Here is a 20,147-nt window from a genome sequence, read left to right as displayed (position 1 = left end):
AATCGCAAATTTTTATTCAATGCCCATGCGGTCTGTGAATTAGAAATCGGGAGCTTTGGTATCCATCGATAGTAGCGTAGTGAGTATACTTTTAACCCGCGCAGCAAGACCTTGCTTTGGAGCGACGACTTTTCCAAACGGAGAAGCACAGTAATCCAATCAATAGTAGGCCGGAAGCATGGTGCCATAGGCTGGGGCGCATATTCCCGTGCATGTGCATGGCATGCTCGGCAGCCTCGCCACTTAAGGCTGTATTGAAGAGCCATCCCGCGAGCCATGAGATGACCAACAGGCTGGTCAAGTAAATGGTGGTGGCCTTGCGCCCTAGCATTTTCCACACGGTTACGATGGTGGCGGTATTCGTCGCGGGGCCAGCAATCAGGAACACTAATGCCGCTCCGGGAGAGAGTCCGGCTGCCATTAATGCGTATGCCATAGGAATGGATGCGGTGGCACAAACATAGAGAGGGAGGCTAATCGCTGTGGCCAATAAAAAGGCTAGCGGACCGCTACTTAGAGAACCGCTTAACAAATCGGTGGGCATTAATGTGGTGATTAAGCCTGCCAGCAGCAAACCAAGTATCAGGGCACTCGCTAGATCTGAGGGTAATGTAACAAATGCGTAGCGTAATGCTGCTACTGGCTTATTAGTGTGATTGGTTTGTTTGCTGGCGCAGCAAGATTTTGGTGCGTCGGCCTGCGACTTGGAGAGCGAGGCCAACTTCGGGGCCGGTGTTTCCATGGGAGGGGCGAATGAAAGAGCCTCAAAGGCCTGTGGTTTTGTTTGCGTCTGCTGGGTGCTGGAAGTCTTGCAAAAGAGTTCGATCAGATAGCCTGTTACGATTCCAGTGATAAAGGCGACCGTTACGCGTACCGTGGTAAAGAGGCCGCCCAGTAGGGCGTAGGTCGCTAAGATGCTATCCACCCCCGTCTGTGGTGTGGAGCTAAGAAAAGAGGCAGTGGCTCCGCGGGTAGCTCCGCTCTTGCGTAGTGAAGCGGCGACTGGAATGACTGCACAAGAGCAGAGAGGCATCGGTACGCCAAGCAAACTCGCCTTGATGACGCCATCGAGTCCTGGCTTGCCAAGCCAACGTTGCACGAAGTCTTGTCGAATGAAGACATGCAGTAAGCCTGCAAAGGCAAAGCCGAACAATAGGTAGGGAGCCATCTCGGCTACCAAGTCCCAGGTGTTATGAGCGAAGCTAGATAAAAATGTGAGCATACACGCATGTGTAACCTAATTATTCTAAGACTCAATCTCATCCGTTATATTCCTAGTCGTATCTCGAGCGTTATAGGAGTCGGAGTCTTGGATTTTATTTTTGCTTATGTCTGTTTCATGCATTTTTCCCGGAGGTCTTCTAGGATCGAGTAAAATGCGGGGACTAAGAGCAGGGTGATGAAGGTGGCAAAGAGCACGCCGAAGCTGAGGGAGATGGCCATGGGAATGAGGAATTGCGCTTGTAGGCTGGTCTCAAATAGCACTGGCAAGAGGCCGGCGAAGGTGGTGAGTGAGGTGAGGATGATTGGGCGGAAGCGTAAGGCGCCGGCTTCTTCGATGGCTTTACGCAGAGGCATGCCTTGGGCACGTTCTTGATTGATGAAATCGACTAGCACCAGGCTGTCATTGACCACCACACCGGCAAGTGCGACGAAGCCGAGTACGGACAGGATGCTCATGGGCTGTCCCATGATGATGTGGCCGCCGATGGCTCCGATCAGGCCGAAGGGGATGACGATCATCACGATGACCGGCTGAATATACGACTTGAGTGGGATCGCGAGTAGGGCGTAGATGATGAAGAGCGCGATCAGCGTCATTTGTTGTAGGCTGGCAAAGATGTCGGCTTGTTCGCGGGCCTCTCCCTCGAAGGTCCAGGATACGCCGGGATAGTCTTTCATCAGGCTGCTGAGAAAGCCGCTCACCGCTTGCTTCCCTTTGAGGTCGGCCTTGATGAGGCCGAGGTCGGCGATGTTTTTGTCGGCGTCGGCGGTGATGTTGATCACGCGTCGGCGGTCGACGCGGGTAATGGAAGAAAAGCCGTCGGTGATTTTGAAGTCGGCGACTTCATCGAAGGGGACCTCGTGCCCGTCGAAGGTGCGGATGCGTAGGTCTTCGAGGTTCTCGACGGACTGTCGTTCGTCGAGTGGGTAGCGCACCATGACCTTGATGTCGTCACGACCGCGTTGAATGCGTTGGGCTTCGACGCCGTAGAAGGCGGCGCGCACTTGGCGACCTAGGTCGGATTGGCGCAGTCCGAGGGGCTCGGCGCTGGGGCGGATGTCGAGTTTGATTTCTCGTTTGCCGCTGCTGTAGTTGTCTTTGATGTCGAAGAGCCCTTCGTAGGTGGCGAGTTTCGCTTTGATCGCTTCGGAGGCGGCTTGCAGGCTGTCGAAATCGCGGCCGGAGAGTTGTATGTCGATCGGCATGCCGGCGGCACCGGCTGCATTGGCATTGAAGGAGAGCTCTTTCACGCCGGCTACCGGGCCGATCATATCGCGCCAGCGATTCGCGAGATTGGGCGCGGAGAGTGATTCGATATTGCCGCCGCTGGACAAGTCTTCGCGCTTGACCAGTTCCACTGCAATCTCGGCAATGTGGGTACCGGTGTTGCCCTGGTCATCGCCCATGGGGCCGCCACTGCCTTCAAAGGGTTGCCCACCGATGGTGATGACGACGTTGTCAAAGGGCTCGCCGTGGCCTTCTTCTTTGATCTCTTCGATCAACTGATTGAGCCCGTCATTCATTTGCTCAATCGCACGGGTGGTGAGTTCGACCGGGGTGCCTTCGGGCATCACGAGTTTGGCGACGATGTAGTCCGAGGGCACGGGGGGAAAGAAGACAAAGGGCAGGTGTTTGCCCGCCAGCATGCCGAACATGATCATAAGTGTGCCGACAAAGGCGGCCACCGTGGCGTAGCGAAACTGTATCGCGCGTTTCAATACCGGTCGATAGCGATGCTCGATGAAGCGTTCCAAGCCGTCGGCTACTTTGCGCTGTTGTCGTTGTAGCCAGTTAATTTCTCCACGACTGCCGCCGCCTACGTTGCACAGCGTGAGGTGGTAGGGGAGCACTAGTTTTGACTCGATTAAGGACCAGATCAAAGTCGCGATCACGACCACCGGGATCGGGTAGAAGAACTTACCTAAGAAGCCCGGGATGGTGAGAATGGGCAGAAAAGCCACGATGGTGGTGAGCACTGCAAAGGTGACCGGAATCGAAACGCGCTTGGTGCCGGCGACAGAGGCTTCCACGCCGGGGCCGCCGTGTTTTTGAAATTGGGTAAACACACTCTCGCCCACGATGATCGCGTCGTCCACCACGATGCCGAGCACCAGTATGAAGCCGAAGAGCGAGGCCAGATTGATACTGATGCCCAGCATCGGCAGGAAGAGCATCGAACCGAGAAAGGAAATCGGGATGCCTAGCATCACGAAGAAAGCGAGTGAGGGACGTAGGAAGAGCGTCAGGATCAGCAGCACCAAGAGCAGGCCGTAGAGGCCGTTCTCGATTAGCATCTGCAGGCGTCCTTTGAGGTAGTAGGTGAAGTCGCGAAAGGCTTCGACTTGAATGCCGGCTGGCAGGTCGGCATCGATCGTTCGGGCGAAACTTTGCACGCGTCCGGATACATCCAGTGCGCTCTCGTCGCCCACGGCATAGATGCGCAGCAGCACCGCGCGTTGACCATTGAATTCAGTGATGAGGGGATCGTCTACGAAGCCGTCCTCTACGCGGGCGAGGTCGCGCACGCGCACGACACTGCCATCGGCGCGAGTGATGACAGGCATATCTTCGAAGCCCGCGCCGGTGTAGGCTTTGCCTGTGGTGCGTAAGAGAATTTCGCCCCCGCGGGATTTGATCGAGCCGCCGGGGATGTCGACGGATGTGTTGCGGATGGCTTGCACCACGTCGTCGAAAGTGAGGCCGTATTGGCGTAGTGCGATTTCAGATACGTTGATTGAAATCTCAAATTCAGCGACGCCTTTGATGTCTACTTGTGTGATGTGTTCGCGGACGTTGAGCTCATCGCGAATATACTCGGCGATCTCTTTGAGAGTTTTCACATCCGCGTCGCCATAAACTGCGAGTGAGATCACTTCATTGCGAATGAGTAGTTCTTCCACCTGCGGTTCTTCCGCTTCTTCCGGGAAGTTATCGATGGCATCGACGCGCACTTTGATTTTGTCGCTGACTTCGGTGGCGTCGTAGCCGCGTTCGACTTCGACCAGTACCGAGCCGTAGCCTTCGCCGGCGGTGGCGGTTATTTTTTTGACGCCGTCGACGTCTTGGATGCGGTCTTCGATCAGCTCGATAATGCCGCTTTCCACTTCCTCCGGGGCGGCGCCGGGGTAGGGCACGGCAACGCTGACCATGTCGAGGTCTAGCTCAGGAAATAGCTCCAGCTTGATACTCATCGCCGTGAAGAGGCCTGCGACAATGATAATGCCTGCGAGCAGATTGGCGGCGACGCCGTTTTGTGTGAACCAACGAATCATTTATTGATGGGTGATGGTGGATGAGTTATGGCGGATGAATGATGGCGGATGAATGATGGCGGATGAGTGATGAGTGATGGTGGATGAATGATGGTGGATGAGTGATGAATGATGGTGGATGAGTGATGAATGATGGTGGATGGGTGATTCGTTATTATTCATCACTAATCCGCTATCACCTCTACGGGCATGCCTTCGACGTAGTAGGCGATTGGGCTGGTGGCGACTCGCTCGCCGGGGGCGAGGCCGGCGGTGATGACGACTTCTTCGGCATCGCTTTGAATGATTTGCACGGTGCGTGTGATGAGGGTGTTTGTCTCTGTGAGGATGTAGACGGTATTGGAGCCACGTAGGGCGTAACGTGGTATTTTGTAGGCATCGCTCAGGCCGCGGCCTTCGATCTCTGCGTGGAGAAAGGTGCCGCGTCGTAGCGCTGGCTGCTCGGGCTTGGGATCAAAGGGCGCATTGACTCGAGCCACTGCATAGAGCAGGCGGCTGGTCGGATCGACATTGTCTTCGATACGAATGAGGGGCGCTTTCCACTGTAGCTCGTTGCCATTTTTATTTTGTGTGAGTGTGACAAAGCGTTGTCGCTTACTGCGCTGATCGAGCAGCGAGGCTTCTTGTTCGGTGATCGGTAGGCGCACCTCTGCACTTTGAGTTGAGTAGATGCGACCGAGCGGATTGCCGGGGTTGGCGGTGATATATTGTCCCAGGTCGGCTTGTTTCATCAGCACAATTCCATCGTAGGGTGCGGTGATTTGGGTGCGCTCCAAATCGCGTTGAGCGCGTTTAAGATTTGCTTCGGCGCTGGCGATGCGCGCTTGCGCTTGAGCGAGTTGAGGCTTGCGCAGAGTGAGATCGCTGGCCGCGCCCTCACCGAGAGCTTTCCAATCGGCGGCCGCTTGTTGGGCCTGGGCTTCTTCCTGTGCCAGTGCCAATTGTGCGTTGGCTAAGTCGGCGGCAGCATTGGCGGCTGCGGCCTCGTAGTCGGCGGGATCGATTTTGATGAGCAGGTCGCCTTTGCGAAAGCGATTACCGACATTGAACAGCTCCGCCATTTCGATGATGCGGCCACTGACCTCGGCGATGAGATCGGTTTCGGTGGTCGGTAGCAGCGTGCCTTGGCTCTTGACTGTGAGTTGCACCGATTGAGGCTGTACTGTAATCACTTCGACATTGGTGACCGGGCGCTCAGGTGTGACCTCTGCCGCCTCGGGCTGTAAGATCACTAGTGCTGCCGTGATGCCGCCGGCGGACAGTAGAATGAGTATGGGAAGGAGGACTTTCATAAATAGTGGGGGCGTGACTTGTCACGCCCGCGGTGGGCCAGCTTATTCTCGGCGGGCGTGACAAGTCGCGCCCCTACGTTTTTATCGTAGGTGTGATCGGAGGGTTGATCTGCAAACTCACCTCCTAGGGCTAGGTAGAGATCGATTCGGTTTTGTAAGAGCAGGTTGGATACGCCCAACTGACGGCTGCGAGCGCTGTCGGCTGTGCGTTGGGCGTCGAGAGCGCTGAGAAAATCACCAGTGCCGTTGCGGTAGCGCTCCCAAGCCAGGGTTTCGGTGGCGGCGGCTTCTTCGGCAGCCAATGCGAGCTTGCTTTGTTCGCGGCGCAGATACTGCTCCGCCGCGAGCGTGCTCTCCACTTCGAAGAAGGCACGTAAGGCGCTGTCGCGATAGTTGGCGGCGGCTTGCTCGCGTAGTGAGGCTGTGCGGTCGATATTGGCCAGTATGCGGCCGCCTTGGAACAGGGGCTGAGTTAAGTTACCCGCGAGCGACCATACGCTGAAATCGCCATCGAGTAAGTTTTCAAATTCCTGTGAGGAGCTCCCGCCGGAAGCGGTCAAACTGATCTGGGGCAAGCGTTCTTTCTGGGCAGCGCGTTGCTCGCGCTCGGCAGCAGCGAGTTGGCGTTCGGCAGCAATCAGGTCTGGCCGGCGCTGTAGTAATTCCGCGGGTAGCCCGGCCGGCACCGAGGCCGGCAGTGCTGGGAAATTCGGGAGTGTTTCAAGTTGCCCGGCCGGGTAGCGGCCCAGCACGATTTCAAGATTGCGAGTGGCCTGATCCAGCGCGCGTTGGCGGGTGGCACTATCGGCCTCGGCGGAGGCGGCTTGGGTGCGGATGCGGCGCAGATCGAAGCCTTCGGTCAGGCCGCGTTTGAAGCGTGATTCCAGTGCTTCTTGATTGTTGCGATAGGCCTGTGCCGTGCGTTGGGCCAGGGCGAGTTGCTGTTGGGCTTCGATTACATTGAGCCAAGCCTTGGTCGTTTGGGCAGCCAATGAGAGCCGGGCGGCATGCAGTTCGGCTTGACTGCTTTCGGCGCGTGCCCGTGCGGCCGAGCTGCGATCACGCAGGCGGCCCCATAGGTCGAGCTCCCAACTGAGGTTGAGCGCGAGCTCGTAGTTTTCAAAAATAACGCCACCGGTCGAACTCGGGCCGAAGGTGCTGATCTGCTGCCGTGTGCCATTGAGACCGAGCCCCGCCTGGGGCATTAGGTCGGCACCTGCGATGCGAGCCTCGGCGATGGATTGGGCGAAGCGCGCGGCAGCGGCTTCCAGGCCCGGATTGTGGCGCATAGCCTCGGTGACCAGCGCTTCCAGTTGCGGCGAATTAAAGTCTTTTAGCCATGCGGTGGGCGTGGTGTCGGAGACCTTGCGGCCCCATGTGTCTGGGAGGGTGATTTCGGGCGCACGACTGCGTTCCGGCGAGCTGGCACAGGCGGCGAGCAGTAAGCAGGGTAAAAGTCGTGCGCTGTATTTTAATAAAGTACGGCCATCCCGGGGCCCGTTTGGGGCAGGGCTGTCGGTGGGGGGAGGCCCCAAGCGGTTCTTATACTTAGAAAGTGGAATTTTCATTTTTGTTGGAAGCCTGCGACGACGTAATTCGTCAGTTCTTCCAGTATCCTATCGAGTATCGCACTGTTTAACTGACTGCCTGATATAATTTCTAGCCTAACTTCACCCGCGATGGTGCCGATCATGGTGCTGATGCTTAGAAAAAAGCGGAATTGTATTTGTTCTTGGGAGAGCTCCGGGCATGTGCGTTGAATCTCGCCCATGAAACGCTTAGAGAGCTCGGCGAAAAACTCTTTGTGTAGATGGATCATGAAATCCGCCGGTTCCGTCAGCATGCGACCGATGATTTGGACCAGTGTGGTGTCGCTCACACTGTTGGCTCCGATGCCAGCAAAGAGGGGGCGAAACAGAGCGTCGAAAATAGCCTCAAGGGGAACAGCTGCAGGTGCGTGTTTTTGCACCAATTGATCCAATCCCTTCAGGCGCTGTTGGTTGATCGGCTCGAAGCGCTCATGGATCAGTTCACGCATCAGATTCGACTTCGAGCCGAAGTGATAGTTGACCGAGGCAAGGTTGACACCGGCCTCCTTAGTCACTTCGCGCAGGGTCATCGCACGGTAGCCGCCCTGAGCAAAGATTTTACCAGCCGCTTGGAGTATACGTTCACGTGTTTTATCTGAAACAGAGCCCGTAGGGGTTTGGGAAGGATTCATGTTTGAAACGATCATTTAATACGGCCAGAGGTCAACCTTTGCTTACGCGCTAAATATTCTACGATTCGCGCCTTGTCAGTTGGAAGTGCTCGATCTTTGATTGCGAGATGACTGAGCAATCAAAAATTCGCTGTGGCGTTGTCGGGACTGGCTATTTGGGGCAGCACCATGCGCGTATCTATGCGGCTCTGGAGAGCTGTGAGCTGGTTGGGATCGTGGAGGCCGACGATGCCCGTGCGGAGGAGATTTGCGGGAAATATAATTGTCAACGCTTTGACACCGCTGCGGCTTTGGCGGCGGCCTGCGACGCGGTGAGCGTGGTGGTGCCGACGGATAAGCACTGTGAGGTGGCGGTGCCGCTTTTGGAAGGAGGCTGTCATTTGCTGATCGAGAAGCCGCTCTGCACCAGCCTGGACGAGGCGGAGCAAATCTTGGCTGCCGCGAAATCGCAGGGCTGCATCGTGCAGGTGGGCCACATTGAGCATTATAATCCGGTGATGGGCTATTTGGAAAATGCGGTCACTCAGCCTCAGTTTATCACTGCAGACCGTTTGGCGCCATTTAATCCACGTGGCACCGAAGTGGGCGTGGTCCTGGACCTGATGATTCACGATATTGGTGTGATTTTGGCGCTGGTGCGTTCGCCTGTGAAGCAAGTGGATGCGGTGGGAGTCAATGTGCTCTCGAACTCGGAGGATATCGCCAATGCACGCATTACCTTTGAAAACGGCTGTGTGGCCAATATCAACACCAGCCGTGTCAGCCAAAAGAAGGTGCGCGAGATTCGCGTGTTTCAGCCGCAGAACTATTTATCTATCAACTTCCAGGAGCAGAGCGGTCACTTCCTGCGCAAAGAGGGAGCCGAGCTGGTGCGGGAAGAGATTCCTATCGAAAAAGACGAACCACTCAAGCTGGAGTTGGAATCCTTCGTGCAAGTAGTCCGAAGTGCAGGGAAGCCAAAAGTCGGTGCCGAGCTGGGCAAGTCGGCCCTGGAGCTGGCGATCCAGGTTACGGAGTTGATTCACGCGAAGTAATGACTGCTTGTCGTGATTATAAATGTAGGGGCGTCACTTGTGACGCCCGCCGAGCACTTCGCTTTTCGAGCTGCGCAGGGCACAAGCCCCTACGATGGTCCACGCGGTGTTATTTCACGAGTTTTCTCCAGTATGTCTAATCCACTTCCAGCCACTACGGGTTTTCCGGCGCCGATTAATGGGCAGCCTGATCTGCTGATCATCGCGGGCGAACACTCCGGCGATGAGCATGCGGCGCAATTGCTGACGGATCTGCGGCGACAACAGCCCGAGCTAAAAGTGGCCTGCTTAGGTGGGGTGGAGCTACAGGCTGCAGGCGCACAACTGCTCTACGACCTGACGACGGTCTCGATCGTCGGCTTTGTCGAAGTGGTGCGGCATTATAATTTTTTCAAAGGACTCTTTGATCGCACCTTGGAATGGATTGAGCGCTATCAACCGAAGCATATTTGCTTTGTTGATTACCCCGGATTCAATCTGCGCTTGGCCGATCAATTGGCGCAGCGCGGACTCAGTCGCAAGGGGGGCGGTTCGATCGGGCTCAGTTATTACATCGGTCCGCAAGTGTGGGCTTGGAAGGCGAAACGTCGTTTTAAAATGGCGGATCTGATTGATCGACTCGGTGTGATTTTTCCCTTCGAAGTGGATTGCTTTGCGGATACCGAACTGCCGACTGAGTTTGTGGGGCATCCTTTTGTGCGCAAGACTTGGCAGGCACCTTTTCGCTATGATGCCAGTGCTCCGGTTCTACTTTTGCCGGGGAGCCGTACTGCGGCGGTGGGGCGCATTTTTCCATTGTTGTTGGCAGGCTTCCGCCAGGCCCGTGACTCACATCCTGATTTGCAGGCGACGGTGGTGTATCCGAGTGAGCAAATACGTGTGCAGTTGGAGGCGGTGCTGGCTGCCGAGCCCGATTTGGCTGCGCATATTCAATTGGTGGCCAATTCGCAGCAGAGTCTGCCGGCGAGTGCCGTGTTGATGAGCTCCGGCACCATGTCTTTGGCCTGTGCATTGTCCGCGATTCCCGGGGCGATTGCTTATCGCTTGAACCCGATGAGTTATTGGATCGGGCGCATGTTGGTGAAAGTCAAATATATCGGGATTGCTAATTTGTTGCTGGATCGTCCGCTGCACCCCGAGTTCATTCAAGATGCGGCGAGTGCGTCGCAGTTGAGCCGTCAGTTGATACGTGCGCTCGAAGACCTGGCTGCCGCGGAGCAGGCGGCCGCCGGGGCGCAGGAATTATGCGAGCTCTTACATGCTGGCAGTGACGCCAGTGCCGCGGTTTGGTTGGCCCAAGGTTTGCTTGAATCCTAGCATCTGTCGTCAGACGGATGAGGTCAGGCTAGAATTGTAGCATTCGTTGTTAGGCGGACAAGACCGGCATTTGCTTGGCCTGGAATTACCAGTGTTTTTGAGGCTTATTATTGGCACTGGTAATGCGACTCGATGTCATGCTTTGCGTTGTATTCATGAGATTCAATCGCATGAGTTGGGGGGCTTTGTTTTCGTCCATTTGTCGCGAACTTGTAGTTTAAAACCATGCTCCGTGTTGTATCTTTTTTTCTGTTAGGTGTGTTCTCCTTTTCGCTCGCATTTTGGTGGAGCTGGCAGGGGGCGCATACCCGTAGTCAAGCAGTGGAGGCCGTCGCTGCTGAGTCGCCTTCAAGTCCCGCACTGGTTGAAACGGATTCGCAGCAGTTTAAACACGGTCGGAGTCTACACAGTAATTTGTGTCTGACCTGTCATCGTGCGGCCAACACTTATGAGCGGCAACAAGTCAGCTTGGGGCCTGCACTCTGGGAGGTGCGTCATAACTATTTAAAAAGGCACGCAGATCATGAGTCATTTACCACTGCGATGACTGCCTATATGGCGGCACCGGATGCGGAGCGCAGTTTAATGCCGGAGGCGATTCAGCGTTTTGGTGTGATGATGACGCTGAACTTGCCAGAGCACGAGCTGTTGGAGGTGGCGTCTTTGATCTATGATGGAAGCTTGCTGAAGAAGCCTGCTTGGTGGGATACGCAACTAGACTGAGCTGCGAGGTTGCCCCGCCAGCCGATCGGCTAGCGGCAGGTTGGACGAAACGCTGAGGTGCTCTATCTGACTACTGTGTGCATCCGTGGACAGAGGGATAATTGAAGCCTTTCAGTGTCCGTTATTGATAATGAGTTCGCTGACCTCGTAACCCAGCGTTTCGGCGTAGGCGATGTAGGCTTGCAATTTGGATGCGGGGATCTCTGGAGTTTTAGCTAGAAGCCAGAGGGTTTTGCGATTGGGCGAGCCGACCAGTGCAATACTGTAGTCGGATTCTAACTTCAAGATCCAGTAGTTACCATAATCGGGAGGGCTCCCAAATATTTGGGCGAAGAAGTTATCAATCGAGACCTTGAGCTTCGCGTTGTTGGAGCCTGCGACTGGCACGGCCGTCCCGGTGACTGAGCGTTGAGAGCCATCGGGTGCGATGGCGGTATTGACTAGGTCGATATTGCCCGCGTCATTCATCACGTATTCGGCCGTCGCCCGTTCGTTATCTTTTTGAAAGAAGACGGGCAGGCGAGCGAGTTCATGCCATAAGCCGGTGTAGCGGTTCAGATCGACCGACTCCACGGTGGCTGGTGGATCTTCGGGCAGTGCGCGGCAGGCCGTGAAAAAACTGAGCCCAAGTAACAGGAGTGCGGGGGCGACTGGTCGTAGTAATCGCATGTGGATGCGTATACGGATGCGTATACGGATGCGTTTAAGCGTCGATCACGACGTCGGCATCGCCCTTTGGCTGGCAGCAGCAGATGAGGACATGATCATCGTCTGGCTCTGCGGTATGGCCCATCGGGTATTCAACTTCGCCGGAGAGGAGTGGTTGCTGGCAAGCGGTGCAATTGCCCATGCGGCAGCCGTAGTCCAGATCGAGGTCGTGAACTTCGCCTAGTTCTAAGATGCTCTCTTCGTCGCCGGTCCAAGGTGCGGTGACGCCGGATTTTTGAAAAATGATATTAGCCATGCGGAGACACAATTCGGCCCAGTCGAGAATGCAAACCGTTTATCCTAAATTCCGTAGGTGACGGGGACCGACTGGCGATGCTCCAGGCGAAAAGAACTTAGGAAGTGAGGTGTGAACTGAATTAAGTCGCTCGCTGAAGAGGCCGCATTGTGTCTTAATGGCCTGGCTTGGTGTGTATTGGAGTCTGATTGATTGTGCCACACCGTAGCATCATGGAGCCGTAGTAGGGATTCTCCACGGTAGTGCTTTCTTGTAGCCAAGTGCCGCCTTGGGCGTTTAGGGCCATCGGGCAGTGAGCGATGTAAACTTCCTGGGTGTAGGCGGGTCCTACTTGCTCTAGCAGTGAGATGAGCTTCTTCGAGAGTTGAGAGAATGCGGCGCGAGCGGCTTTGAAGTCCTGAGCTTGGTTTAGTTGGGCAGCGGACTTCTTAAGCGCGATCATAGTTGCCTGCGTGTCTTGCGACTGGGGCCCTTTGTTTAAGGCGGTGAGCATTTCAGCCGCGGCGGCTTTACTGTGCTCGAGTTGATCGCCTGCTAAGCTGTTCTGAATGCGCAGGTAAGGTGCCAAGAGTGTATCGACAAACTCTGGTTTGAATGCCTGTGAGTGTGCGAAGGCGGATTGACCTAGTAACAGGCTAAATGCGAGTAGGATGTATTTGTGTGTGTTCATTTTTTGTTTTGTTTTATTTTATTTTTTTTTCATGTAAAACTCCTCCCGGGCGCAGTAGATCGCAGGCACGACAAAGATGGTGATGATGGCGAAGCTCATGCCGCCGAAGGTGGGGATGGCCATTGGCACCATGACATCGGCGCCGCGGCCGGAAGAACTGAGCACGGGCAAGAGTGCCAGTATTGTGGTGGCACTGGTCATCATGGCTGGGCGCACGCGGCGCTCGGCGGCTTCGATTACGCGGGCGTGGATCGATTCTTTGTCCGTGGGGGGGGCCTCGCGGAAACGTTGATCGAGATAGGTGGTCATGATCACACCGTCATCGGTGGCGATGCCGAAAAGTGCGAGAAATCCGACCCATACCGCGACGCTGAGGTTGATGGTGCCCATTTGAAAGAGCTCACGCAGATTGTTGCCAAAGAGTTCAAAGTTCAGGAACCAGGGTTGGGCATATAGCCAGAGCATGATGAATCCGCCCGACCAGGCAAAGGCGACGCCGGTGAAGACCAGGAAGGTGGTGCTGCTGCGTTTGAATTGAAAATATAGGATCAGCCAGATCGCAAAGAGTGCGATGGGGAGCACCACCCGTAGTTTCTTTTCGGCCCGGATTTGATTTTCGTAGCTGCCGGTGAATTGATAGCTCACTCCAGCGGGGATGATGAGCTCGCCGGATGCGATTTTTGCTTCTAATAAGGCGCTGGCTTGTTCGACGACGTCGACCTCGGCGTAGCCCTCTAGTTTATCAAAAATCACATAGCCGACGAGGAAGGTGTCTTCGCTTTTAATGACTTGTGGCCCGCGCGTGTAGCGTATTGTTGCCAGTTCCTTGAGCGGAATCTGGGTGCCATCGGGGGCGGCTATGAGTATGCTTTCAATCGCTTCGATACTGTCACGTCGTTCGCGTTGGTAGCGCACGCGCACGGGGTAGCGTTCGCGGCCTTCGATGGTGGTGCTTACGGGCTTGCCGCCAATGGCAACTTCGATGACATCCTGAAAGGCTGCGATTTGGATGCCGTAGCGCGCGATGGCTTCGCGGTCGATGTCGATCTCCAGATAGGGCTTGCCTACGATGCGGTCGGCGAAGACGGCTTCCGATTTGATGGAAGGCACTTGTTTGAGTTGCGCCTCGATGTCCAGTGCGGCTTGCTCCAGCGTCTCCAGATCCGGACCGTAAACTTTGAGCCCCATGGGGGCACGCATGCCGCTTTGTAGCATGACAATGCGGGTCGCGATCGGTTGTAACTTTGGCGCGGAGGTGGTGCCGGGGATGGTTGCTGCCTTGACGATTTCGGCCCATATATCGTCGGGGCTTTTTATTTCGTCGCGCCATTGGCGGAAGGGGCGCCCGTTGTCATCTGGTATTAAGTTTCCGGATACGTCGTAGCTGAAGTCTTCGACGGCATGGTCGTATTTGAAGGTTAATATTTGTCCGTCCTCGTCGGTGATATATTCCGATTTGTAATTGATGACCGTCTCGATCATGGAGATGGGCGCGGGGTCTAGTGGACTTTCCACGCGGCCTAATTTACCGACTGCAGAATCGACTTCCGGGATGGAGTTGATCGCCATGCCTTGTAGCTGGAGCACATCCATCACTTCGCCGATCGAGGCGTGGGGCATGGTCGTGGGCATTAGCAGGTAGGAGCCTTCGTCGAGGTCTGGCATGAACTCTTTGCCCAGTCCTGGTACGGCATGCGCCGCGGTCACATATGGGGCGGATTTTTTGACAAAGTCGGGCATCCACCCAAAGAGTGAGCCGAAGCCCAGCCACACACAGAAGCCGAAAGTGACGACAGCCGAACAGCTTAGTAGGAAGAGCAGTTTGATGCGTAGCACCACAGCGAGCATGCGCGTGTAGAAATGGATAAATACGTAGATCGCGCCGATCAGGCCGCCGATTGTGAGTATGACGAAGCAGACGTTGGCGAGTGTGTGTGCGGGGCCGAGTGGTTGCCAGTCGTTGGCGAGCAAAATTGCAGTTACTATGGCTGCCAGTAGGCATAAGAGGCGACGCAATCCTTTCTTTATCGGTCCAGGAAGGTATTCCTTTTTATCAGCTTTGTTCGGCTTGGGTCTTTGCGTGCCGAGTAGCCAATGCGCCAGAGGCGGGATTAGCATCAGTGCCACGATGATGGAGCCAATTAAGGCAAAGGTCTTGGTGTAGGCCAGCGGGCGAAAGAGTTTGCCCTCTGCCGCGACCATGGTGAAGACGGGCAAAAAGCTGATGACTGTGGTGGCCACCGCAGTCGTGACGGCACCGGCGACTTCCGTACAGGCGCGGTAAATGACTTCTAAGGTCTCTTTTGTAGGGGCGTCACTTGTGACGCCCGCGTTGGGTATGGACGGATTCTTGGCGGTCTTCACCAGTGAAGCCCCTACGTTTTGAATACTTTTATTATGCGCCTCCAGGTGCTTTAGAATGTTTTCAATCAGCACGATGCCCATATCCACGATGGTGCCGATTGCGATAGCGATTCCGGATAAGGCCACCACGTTGGCGTCGACTCCGAACTGCTTCATGCCGATGAATGCAAACAATACGGCCAGGGGCAGCACGCCTGAGATCATGGCTGCGCTGCGCAGGTGAAATAACATGAGCAGGACTACTATGATGGTCACTAAAATTTGCTGGCGCACGGCATCTTCTAAAGTGCCGAGGGTTTCGTGTATCAGGCCGGTGCGGTCATAAAAAGGCACGACTTTTAATTGGCTGACGGTGCCGTCCTCCAATGTCTTTTTCGGCATGCCGGATTCGATGGCTTTGATCTTTGCCTTTACTCTTTGTATCACTGCCAACGGGTTTTCGCCGTAGCGGGTGACGACTACGCCGCCGACGGCTTCGGCGCCTGCTTTTTCCAAAGCACCGCGCCGTAGGGCTGGGCCGTATTCGATCGTCGCGACTTGATCGAGGGTGATCGGCACACCGTCGCGGGCGGTGATGACAGTCTCGCGCAGGTCGTCCAAATTTTCAATAAGGCCTAGACTGCGAATCACATACTCGACTGCGTTGACTTCGATTGTGCGGGCCCCCACATCGAGATTGCTATTGCGCACGGCCTGAAAGACATCGCTGAGTGTAATATTATAGCTGCGTAAGGCATCGGGATCGACATCGATTTGATACTCCTTGACATAGCCGCCGATGGACGCGACTTCGGCGACACCTTCCACGCCTTGTAAGGCGTAGCGGACAAACCAGTCCTGTGCGCTGCGTATTTCCTGCGGGTCCCAGCCTCCGGTCGGCTGGCCGTTGGTATCCATGCCTTCTAGGGTATACCAGAGCACTTGCCCGAGCGCGGTCGCGTCGGGCCCGAGTTGCGGGGCGACGCCTGCGGGTAAGGTGCCACTGGGTAGGCTGTTTAACTTTTCCAGAATGCGGCTACGCGTCCAATAAAACTCTGCATCTTCCTTAAAGATGATGTAGATACTGGAGAAACCAAACATGGAATAACTGCGAACCGTCTTCACCTCCGGCAGGCCCAGCAGTGCGGTGGTGAGTGGGTATGTGATCTGGTCTTCGATGTCCTGCGGCGAGCGGCCACTCCATTCGGTGAAGACGATTTGTTGATTCTCTCCGATGTCGGGAATCGCATCCACTGGCACCGGATCGCGCGGCAGCCAATCGGACTTCCAATCAAAGGGGGCCACCATGCTGCCCCATAAAATGAGAAGCACGGTGAAGAGCACCACCACGAGTTTGTTTTCGAGACAGAAGCGTATGAGTTTGTTGATCATTTCCGTAATTTTTCTATCACTTCGCCGCAGTGGAGCATCATGGCACCGAAATAAGGGTTTCGCAGTTGATCGTTGTTTTGCAGCCAGTCGGCGCCGTGGTCGCCGTAGACCATGGGGCAGTGCATAATATACAGTTCGTCTTCGAAGGCGCTCGGTGCGGCTTTGATCGCGGCGATCAATGCATCGGACAAGGTTTCGAAATGCGGTTTGCGTAGGGCGTCGATCGTTTCGGCGGCTAGCATGGTATGGATCAATTCGGGTAGTGCCCCGACGTGGCCAGTGATTGCCATCATTGCTTTGGCTTGTGCTTGTGCACTTTCCAGATCATCTGCGGCTAGTGCGGCTTGCATGGCGAGATAGGTGGGTAATAATTGCACTGCTTGCTCGCTTGAAATGCTGAGCGCTGAGTGGTCTGACAGCTGGATGCCCGGGGCTTCACTGGCGGGGTTCATCATGCTGGGCTTGGCTTGTATTTGTAAGGCACTGTCGATTTTAAAGGCTCCGTGGGTGACGACCTGTTCGCCTTCGGTCAGGCCTTCCAGGACAACGAAGTGGTCGTCCGCACGTGGGCCGAGCAGGATCTCGCGTCCTTCAAAGCTGGGCCGTTCTGTATCTGGTTTTTGGATATAAACAACTGCGCGTTTTCCGGTCTGAAGCACGGCGGAGGCGGGGATGATGAGTGGTGCTTCGTGTTCATTCGGGACCGAAGCTTTGACCTGTGCGTTGGCAAACATACCGGGTTTGAGCCGTTGCCCGGGGTTGGGCACGATGACACGAATGGGCACGGTGCGAGTTCGGGTGTTGATTTCGGGCTCGATGAAATCAATCTTGCCGGTGAAGCTTTCTCCGGGATAGGACGCGACACTGAACTCTAGGCTTTGCCCGGTTTGCAGCCATGTGAGATCCGACTCGTAGGCGTCTAAGTTGAGCCATAGTTGGCTGAGGTCGACGATGGTGTAGAGCGCTTGGCCGGTTTTTAGATAGTCACCTTCGTTGACTTCTTTGGTCACCACCACGCCTGAGATGGGCGCGTAGAGGGTGACTTTGTCTGCGACCTTAGCTTGTTCCAGTATGTGATCGATTTGTTTTTCGGGCAGGTCCCATAGTCGTAGCTTTTCACGGGCTGCTTGTGTCAGGCGGCTTTGCGGATCGCGTTGATAGGCGGCGAGTAGTTCGCGTTGGGCACTGAGTAGCTCGGGACTGTAGATGCTGGCGAGGGCTTGTCCGGCTTGCACCGTCATGCCGACTGTATCGACGCGGAGGTCTTCGATACGGGCTGGGAAGCGGGCGGTGAGCGACTGGACCCGGGATTCGTCGCGTGTGAGTTGGCCGACTAGCCGAAGTTGGCGGCTGAGGTGCTGGTGCCGCACCGGGCTGCTTTGTATCTGCGCCAGTGCCACGGCTTGGGGGCTCATGCTGAGCTCGCGGGGACCGGAGCTTTTCGCCGTATCGTTGGTCAGTGGTATTAGGTCCATCCCACAGATTGGGCAATCGCCAGGTTCAGTTTGTTGGATCTGTGGGTGCATGGAGCAGGTCCATATTGTTGTGCTGTCGCTTGGGTGTGTCGCGCTGTGGGCAGAGGACGCGGGGCTGACTGGTCGCAGGAAACGGCCGGCAATGAGGCCGAGTGCCACTAGAGAGATGGCTATGAGTATGTATTTCGTTTTCATTAATAAATAGAGTTGAGTGTTTATCCTTGTTTGGCCGGCGCGGGCTGGTCGTTTGGCACGTGCGTTTGGCCTGTTGGTTGCTGGGGATGACTGTTGCCGATGAGCCGCTTGATGCGGGCCTCGGCTTGTAGGGCGTCGGCGATTGCCCGTTGTTGGCTTAGTTGCAGACCCAGTAGGGCGCGTTGACTATCGATGATTTCCAGCAGCTCAATTTGACCGCTTTGGTAGGCTGCTCGTGAATTTTCCAGCGCTTGTTCGGCGAGCGGAATTAATTTTTCGCGGTAGCGCTGTATGCGGCTGAGGCTGTCAGCATGTTGGGCCAGGGTGGCGCTCAGTTCGGCTTTGAGTTGTTGCAGGCGGTTATAATAGTGTGCCATGGCTGCACGTTCGACCGATTGAGCGGACTGAATCGCTGCGCGGTTTTTGCCCTCCCAGATGGGGAGGTTGACTGCGAGGCTCAGGTTCCAGGGGTCGCGCCCGGCATCACGGGCTGTGCTTTGGTTGCCGACCTGAATGTAATTGATGCCAAGGGTGATGTCCGGATAGCGGTCTAATTTGCTGAGCTCTGTTTGTGCTTGGCGACTCTGTATGCGGCTCTTGAGCATGTGCAGCTCCGGGTTGTGCTGGATCAGTGCGCTGTGCAGTTGTGAGCGTGGCGTGTGGTGGGGCGCGGGTAAATCTGTCTTCGCCAGATTCTCTAGTTGTTGCGGATCGATGCCTGTCAGTGCTGATAAGCGGGCTCTTTGAGCGAATTGTTGTTGTTTGAATTGATCGAGTCGATCACGGCTGCGCTCCATTTCGACTTCCAGTCGCAAAAGGGCATTGAGTGAGGCGCCTGCGCGCACTTGCTCCTCGACGATTGCACGACTGTCCTCCAGCCATTGTAGGTTCGCACGGGTCGAGTTGACTGCTTCGGTGTAGTAGGCCAAGTCGGTGTAGCTCGTCGTGACTGCTTCTTCGATGCGCCTTTGCCCTGCTTCATGGATGCGCGCGATGCTGTCGGCATCATAAGAGGCGAGTGCGGTGCGGGTGTGCAGTTTTGTGAGCCAAGGGATGGTTTGGCTGAGTGAGTAGATGGCTTCCTGCGGGCCAGTGCGTGTCTCGACGGATTCACCGAAATAGGTGAATTGTGCCTTGGGGTCTGGCAGCGCACCGGCGATAGGAATTTGCGCGGCAGCGGCCTCGGATTGGTGCTGCAGAGCCTGCAGTTCCGGGTTGTTGATATTGGCTAGGTGGATGGCTTGCTCCAGCGAGAGCTTGTCGGCATGTGCCAGCCCCGACAACAGCCAAAGTGCGTAGGTAAGTTTGCGAAGTGTTTTGTCTATTGATAAGTACATAGATCATGAAGGATCGTTGATTCGTTCGGTGCAGAGCGCCCTTGCTGGGCGTACATGCGCGGCGTGAACTGCGCGGTCAGCGCAGGTATGAATCGGGATCAATCAGATCCGGTAGACACAGTGCTTCTGTGTGAGCGCAAGCGGAGGTGCTTGAGCGATCGTGGCCAGCTGCGTGGGCTGGTGGATGTGAGCCACTGGCTCGAAATGGATCACTTGAATCAGCGTCAATAGCGGCGGGAGCTGCTGCACTGTGAAGTGTATGCTGGAGCCATCCTTCAAGGCGGTGGCTTGCGATTCCTTCAGGATCTTATGCGGGCAATTCTGCGGATCGTGTGTCTGATTACTGTTGGCGGGACTCTGCTCTTGAGTGCTCTCGCAGCAACTGTGTGCCATGGGAGTACTTTTGGCTGCGTCCACAGAAAACGCGGCTGCTGTGCAACAGCAGAGCGGGTTGAAGATGGCGCAAGCCAGCAGGATCTGTAGGAATTTAAGCAACACGAAGATAGAAGAATAGCAGATCTGCGATGATTTACAAGTCTGTGTGAAACGGAGTTTTAAAAAATGGGTAGAATTGTTTTGTTTAACCCGGATTATGCAATAGGATGAGCAAGGTGCTCGGCAACTGAAGGCCGAAGGAGCGTATAAGCATACGTGACTGCTGGCCTGACAGGCAGCCATGTGCCTTGG

The 20,147-nt window shown here is 55.6% G+C and carries 15 protein-coding genes; 3 read left to right on the top strand and 12 right to left on the bottom strand.

The features are described 5' to 3' along the window. Positions 1-91: 91 nt before the first annotated feature. The 5 genes from QEH59_RS15810 to QEH59_RS15790 form a co-directional block, all read right to left on the bottom strand. Positions 92-1,222: an SO_0444 family Cu/Zn efflux transporter gene (locus QEH59_RS15810; RefSeq protein WP_308986352.1), complete on the bottom strand. Its 1,131-nt coding sequence runs from the start codon at positions 1,220-1,222 to the stop codon at positions 92-94. A gap of 104 nt (positions 1,223-1,326) precedes the next feature. Beyond that, the gene (locus QEH59_RS15805) at positions 1,327-4,497 is read right to left on the bottom strand and encodes an efflux RND transporter permease subunit (RefSeq protein ID WP_308986351.1); all 3,171 of its coding nucleotides are present in this window, start codon (positions 4,495-4,497) and stop codon (positions 1,327-1,329) included. A gap of 164 nt (positions 4,498-4,661) precedes the next feature. Then, entirely contained in the window at positions 4,662-5,789 is a 1,128-nt protein-coding gene (locus QEH59_RS15800) for an efflux RND transporter periplasmic adaptor subunit (protein WP_308986350.1), read from the bottom strand. Further along, positions 5,786-7,357 carry a TolC family protein gene (locus QEH59_RS15795; RefSeq protein WP_308986349.1) on the bottom strand — a complete coding sequence of 524 codons (1,572 nt, stop codon included), beginning with the start codon at positions 7,355-7,357 and terminating at the stop codon, positions 5,786-5,788. Before QEH59_RS15795 ends, QEH59_RS15800 begins: the two co-directional genes overlap by 4 nt. Beyond that, complete coding sequence (locus QEH59_RS15790) at positions 7,354-8,010, bottom strand: TetR/AcrR family transcriptional regulator (protein WP_308986348.1); 657 nt, start codon at positions 8,008-8,010, stop codon at positions 7,354-7,356. Before QEH59_RS15790 ends, QEH59_RS15795 begins: the two co-directional genes overlap by 4 nt. Positions 8,011-8,117: 107 nt before the next feature. Here QEH59_RS15790 and QEH59_RS15785 point away from each other — a divergent pair, with 107 nt between their 5' ends. The 3 genes from QEH59_RS15785 (at position 8,118) to QEH59_RS15775 (ending at position 11,084) form a co-directional block, all read left to right on the top strand. Further along, on the top strand, positions 8,118-9,044 hold the full coding sequence (locus QEH59_RS15785) for a Gfo/Idh/MocA family oxidoreductase (RefSeq protein WP_308986347.1): 927 nt from the start codon (positions 8,118-8,120) through the stop codon (positions 9,042-9,044). 132 nt (positions 9,045-9,176) lie between these two features. Then, positions 9,177-10,361 carry a lipid-A-disaccharide synthase gene (lpxB, locus tag QEH59_RS15780; protein WP_308986346.1) on the top strand — a complete coding sequence of 395 codons (1,185 nt, stop codon included), beginning with the start codon at positions 9,177-9,179 and terminating at the stop codon, positions 10,359-10,361. 225 nt (positions 10,362-10,586) lie between these two features. Continuing rightward, positions 10,587-11,084 (top strand): hypothetical protein, encoded by a 498-nt coding sequence (locus QEH59_RS15775; protein ID WP_308986345.1) that lies wholly within the window; start codon positions 10,587-10,589, stop codon positions 11,082-11,084. A gap of 111 nt (positions 11,085-11,195) precedes the next feature. Here the strand turns inward: QEH59_RS15775 and QEH59_RS15770 are convergent, their stop codons facing one another. The 7 genes from QEH59_RS15770 to QEH59_RS15740 all read right to left on the bottom strand — a co-directional run bounded on the left by QEH59_RS15770 (position 11,196) and on the right by QEH59_RS15740 (position 19,853). Continuing rightward, the gene (locus tag QEH59_RS15770; RefSeq protein ID WP_308952421.1) at positions 11,196-11,753 is read right to left on the bottom strand and encodes a lipocalin family protein; all 558 of its coding nucleotides are present in this window, start codon (positions 11,751-11,753) and stop codon (positions 11,196-11,198) included. A 34-nt stretch (positions 11,754-11,787) separates the two neighbouring features. Continuing rightward, the gene (locus QEH59_RS15765) at positions 11,788-12,048 is read right to left on the bottom strand and encodes a 2Fe-2S iron-sulfur cluster-binding protein (RefSeq protein ID WP_308952420.1); all 261 of its coding nucleotides are present in this window, start codon (positions 12,046-12,048) and stop codon (positions 11,788-11,790) included. Between the two features lie 154 nt (positions 12,049-12,202). Next, on the bottom strand, positions 12,203-12,718 hold the full coding sequence (locus QEH59_RS15760; RefSeq protein ID WP_308986344.1) for a DUF3347 domain-containing protein: 516 nt from the start codon (positions 12,716-12,718) through the stop codon (positions 12,203-12,205). An 18-nt stretch (positions 12,719-12,736) separates the two neighbouring features. After that, positions 12,737-16,453 carry an efflux RND transporter permease subunit gene (locus QEH59_RS15755; RefSeq protein ID WP_308986343.1) on the bottom strand — a complete coding sequence of 1,239 codons (3,717 nt, stop codon included), beginning with the start codon at positions 16,451-16,453 and terminating at the stop codon, positions 12,737-12,739. After that, positions 16,450-18,123: an efflux RND transporter periplasmic adaptor subunit gene (locus tag QEH59_RS15750; protein WP_308986342.1), complete on the bottom strand. Its 1,674-nt coding sequence runs from the start codon at positions 18,121-18,123 to the stop codon at positions 16,450-16,452. Before QEH59_RS15750 ends, QEH59_RS15755 begins: the two co-directional genes overlap by 4 nt. Before the next feature lie 20 nt (positions 18,124-18,143). Beyond that, a complete protein-coding gene (locus tag QEH59_RS15745) occupies positions 18,144-19,460 on the bottom strand; it encodes a TolC family protein (RefSeq protein WP_308986341.1) in 1,317 nt (438 codons plus the stop codon). Positions 19,461-19,562: 102 nt separating this feature from the next. Beyond that, entirely contained in the window at positions 19,563-19,853 is a 291-nt protein-coding gene (locus QEH59_RS15740; RefSeq protein WP_308986340.1) for a hypothetical protein, read from the bottom strand. Positions 19,854-20,147 lie beyond the last annotated feature (294 nt).

It is taken from the genome of Thalassobacterium sedimentorum, assembly GCF_031127905.1.
GTDB lineage: Bacteria > Verrucomicrobiota > Verrucomicrobiia > Opitutales > Coraliomargaritaceae > Thalassobacterium > Thalassobacterium sedimentorum.
Note: the sequence above shows the minus strand (reverse complement) of the source record. Positions and strands in the feature narration are given on the sequence as shown.

Bases quoted from the DNA above. Each gene is read 5' to 3' on its own strand.
- QEH59_RS15810 (WP_308986352.1), bottom strand. From the start codon at position 1,222: ATGCTCACATTTTTATCTAGCTTCGCTCATAACACCTGGGACTTGGTA.
- QEH59_RS15805 (WP_308986351.1), bottom strand. From the start codon at position 4,497: ATGATTCGTTGGTTCACACAAAACGGCGTCGCCGCCAATCTGCTCGCA.
- QEH59_RS15800 (WP_308986350.1), bottom strand. From the start codon at position 5,789: ATGAAAGTCCTCCTTCCCATACTCATTCTACTGTCCGCCGGCGGCATC.
- QEH59_RS15795 (WP_308986349.1), bottom strand. From the start codon at position 7,357: ATGAAAATTCCACTTTCTAAGTATAAGAACCGCTTGGGGCCTCCCCCC.
- QEH59_RS15790 (WP_308986348.1), bottom strand. From the start codon at position 8,010: ATGAATCCTTCCCAAACCCCTACGGGCTCTGTTTCAGATAAAACACGT.
- QEH59_RS15785 (WP_308986347.1), top strand. From the start codon at position 8,118: ATGACTGAGCAATCAAAAATTCGCTGTGGCGTTGTCGGGACTGGCTAT.
- lpxB (WP_308986346.1), top strand. From the start codon at position 9,177: ATGTCTAATCCACTTCCAGCCACTACGGGTTTTCCGGCGCCGATTAAT.
- QEH59_RS15775 (WP_308986345.1), top strand. From the start codon at position 10,587: ATGCTCCGTGTTGTATCTTTTTTTCTGTTAGGTGTGTTCTCCTTTTCG.
- QEH59_RS15770 (WP_308952421.1), bottom strand. From the start codon at position 11,753: ATGCGATTACTACGACCAGTCGCCCCCGCACTCCTGTTACTTGGGCTC.
- QEH59_RS15765 (WP_308952420.1), bottom strand. From the start codon at position 12,048: ATGGCTAATATCATTTTTCAAAAATCCGGCGTCACCGCACCTTGGACC.
- QEH59_RS15760 (WP_308986344.1), bottom strand. From the start codon at position 12,718: ATGAACACACACAAATACATCCTACTCGCATTTAGCCTGTTACTAGGT.
- QEH59_RS15755 (WP_308986343.1), bottom strand. From the start codon at position 16,453: ATGATCAACAAACTCATACGCTTCTGTCTCGAAAACAAACTCGTGGTG.
- QEH59_RS15750 (WP_308986342.1), bottom strand. From the start codon at position 18,123: ATGAAAACGAAATACATACTCATAGCCATCTCTCTAGTGGCACTCGGC.
- QEH59_RS15745 (WP_308986341.1), bottom strand. From the start codon at position 19,460: ATGTACTTATCAATAGACAAAACACTTCGCAAACTTACCTACGCACTT.
- QEH59_RS15740 (WP_308986340.1), bottom strand. From the start codon at position 19,853: ATGGCACACAGTTGCTGCGAGAGCACTCAAGAGCAGAGTCCCGCCAAC.